3 protein-coding genes are annotated in these 2,505 nt (G+C 48.4%); 2 read left to right on the forward strand and 1 reads right to left on the reverse strand.

Annotated elements, in window-relative coordinates; translation table 11 throughout:
• Positions 1-221: 221 nt before the first annotated feature.
• On the forward strand, positions 222-419 hold the full coding sequence (locus Q0294_RS13735; protein ID WP_145228069.1) for a cold-shock protein: 198 nt from the start codon (positions 222-224) through the stop codon (positions 417-419).
• Between the two features lie 8 nt (positions 420-427).
• Here Q0294_RS13735 and Q0294_RS13740 read toward each other — a convergent pair whose 3' ends face one another.
• Positions 428-1,300, reverse strand: coding sequence for a fumarylacetoacetate hydrolase family protein (locus Q0294_RS13740; protein WP_299466353.1), 873 nt, complete (start codon positions 1,298-1,300; stop codon positions 428-430).
• Between the two features lie 298 nt (positions 1,301-1,598).
• On the opposite strand from Q0294_RS13740, the gene purM reads away from it, so the two are divergent.
• The coding region (gene purM / locus Q0294_RS13745; RefSeq protein WP_299466356.1) for a phosphoribosylformylglycinamidine cyclo-ligase at positions 1,599-2,505 on the forward strand (907 nt) is incomplete at its 3' end.

The raw sequence follows: 2,505 nt of genomic DNA on the forward strand, positions 1-2,505 counted from the left end.
GATTGAGGGAGTAAAAGGTTCATTTCTAACCTTAATTTGGACAGCAGTCCGATCTCTCATTCCTGAAAATTATGTTCTTATTTTTGCGTCATAATACGCTGTGCGTATTTTTTCAGTGTGTCACTATTTTCAAGCTGCTTGGCTATAAATGGTGATCAGTTACGAGTGACAATGAACTCCGTTTTATTGTCGAGAGAATTTTAAGTTAGAGGATGGGCTTTATGGCCACTGGAACAATTAAAAAAATTACTGAAAAAGGGTTTGGCTTCATCAATGATGGTCAACAGGATATCTTTTTTCATCTCTCATCACTGGATGGCATCACATTCGATCAACTGGTAGAAGGTCAAACTGTAGAGTTTGAAACCGAAAAAAGTGATCGTGGCCTGCGTGCAGTTCGAGTGACTACTTCCGAGTAGAAATCATTTCAATCCCACGCTTCTACGGTATTGCGTAATATTCCCAGCCCCTGTATTTCGACGAGAGCCTGATCTCCAGGCTTGAGATATACGGGGGGCTTGCGGGCCATGCCAACTCCGGGGGGCGTTCCGGTAAAGATTATATCACCTGGTTCGAGTGTCAGAAACTGAGACACGAACTGGATTACCTGTTCAATGGTAAAGATAAATTTATCGGTATTGGAATTCTGCAATACCTCTCCATTGAGTGTCAATTTGATGGGGAGTGTGTTGGCATTATTAATTTCATCTGCCGTTACAAGGTAAGGGCCAGTCGGTGCGAATGTGTCTGCTGTTTTTCCTAACAGCCACTGCCCGCCCGGTCGTCCTATTTGCCAATCGCGCGCCGAGACATCGTGGCCGTTCATGTAACCTGCGATGTAGTGGAGAGCGTCCGCCTCGCTCACGCTCCGGCATGTTTTCCCGATGACCACCACCAGTTCCGCTTCATAGTCGACTTGCTTTGCAATCGCCGGGATGCGGATCGGATGACCCGAGCCGGTAACTGAACTGGAAAACTTGCTGAAACAGACAGGTTCATCAGGGAAGGGCATTCCGGTTTCCTCTGCGTGATCCCGGTAATTCAAGCCGATGCAGAGCACTTTTCCCGGATGGGGAATGGGGGCTAAGAGTGTACCGGTAATCTGTTTACCCGCTTGTTCTGCCTGGCTCGCTGCCTGCCGGGCGCGTTCCAGTCCTCCCTCCAGAGCGAGGATCTCTTTCAGGGAACGTGGCAGACTTTCATCAAAAGTGTGCAGGTCAAAAAAAGTAAGCTCATTGTCCTGGTCGATTACCGAGACCACGATGGTTCCTTGTTCCGTTTGCAGCGTCGCCAACTTCATGCAGTTATTCTCCTCATCGCCGTATGTGTGTGAAACAGAAACAGGCATTTCATGAATTGCAGGAATCTTATGCTGCTACTCGTTGCGGATGTAGTGAACGTCAGGATCATATCGGAGAGTTTTTTTAAGAATCCGTCTTCGTAAAGGTTTTCCGGGTCTGGCTCTCAAATAACCGATACGTAAGATTTTCTTCTCATCCGTGGAATGCTATGCTGGTAACAGTTGATTGCCTGTGCTGAAATGTGGCAAATTTATAGAAACAATTTCTAGTTTATTTTTTACCTATTCGGATGATATTATGACTAAAGCGACTTATAAAGATGCCGGCGTAGATCTGGATCTCTATCAGAAAGCGATGTCTGCCATTCATCCACTGGTGACCAAAACTCATGCCGCACAAAAATCGCGTGTGATGGATCTGCCGGGAGGTTTCGCCGGGCTGTTTCGTCTGAATACTTCGGAACCGGGCAAGTCGGGTCGCACTTATCAGGATCCGGTGCTGGTCTCAGGAACTGACGGGGTGGGGACCAAGATCAAGGTTGCCATCGAAGCAGGAATTTATAATACGATAGGTATCGATCTGGTTGCGATGTGTGTGAATGACTGTCTCTGTCTGGGGGCAGAGCCTTTGTTTTTTCTGGATTATATCGCACTCGGCAAAGACGACCCTGATCGACTGGTCGAACTGATGGAAGGGGTCAGTAAAGGTTGTATCCTTTCCAAAGCAGCCCTGCTGGGTGGGGAAACCGCCATTATGCCCGATCTGTATGGTGATGGTGATTTCGACATGGCCGGTTTTTGCGTCGGAGTCGTGGAGCGGAACCAGATTCTGGACGGCCACGCGATTCAGGCGGGTGATGTGGTACTCGGTCTGGAATCAAGTGGTTTTCATTCCAATGGTTACAGCCTGATCCGCAAGGTGGTGTTCGAGATGGCTAGTTTGGGCATTAATGATCCAATTCGAGAATTAAATCAGCGTACTGTTGCCAGCCTTTTGTTGGAGCCGACCCGGATTTATGCGGCTGCCATCGATTCGATTTCTAAGGCTTATCCCGATCAGATTGTTTTCAGCGGGTTAGCGCATATTACCGGCGGGGGACTGGTTGAAAACGTGGAACGGATTCTGCCCGCCAATCGGCGGATCGAAATGAAAAAGTCGGCCTGGAAGGTTCCGGCTGCCTTTGGCTGGTTGCAATCGCTGGGGA

Source organism: uncultured Gimesia sp., from assembly GCF_937919775.1.
In the GTDB taxonomy this organism is placed as follows: Bacteria; Planctomycetota; Planctomycetia; order Planctomycetales; family Planctomycetaceae; genus Gimesia.

Bases quoted from the DNA above. Each gene is read 5' to 3' on its own strand.
- Q0294_RS13740 (WP_299466353.1), bottom strand. From the start codon at position 1,300: ATGAAGTTGGCGACGCTGCAAACGGAACAAGGAACCATCGTGGTCTCG.
- Q0294_RS13735 (WP_145228069.1), top strand. From the start codon at position 222: ATGGCCACTGGAACAATTAAAAAAATTACTGAAAAAGGGTTTGGCTTC.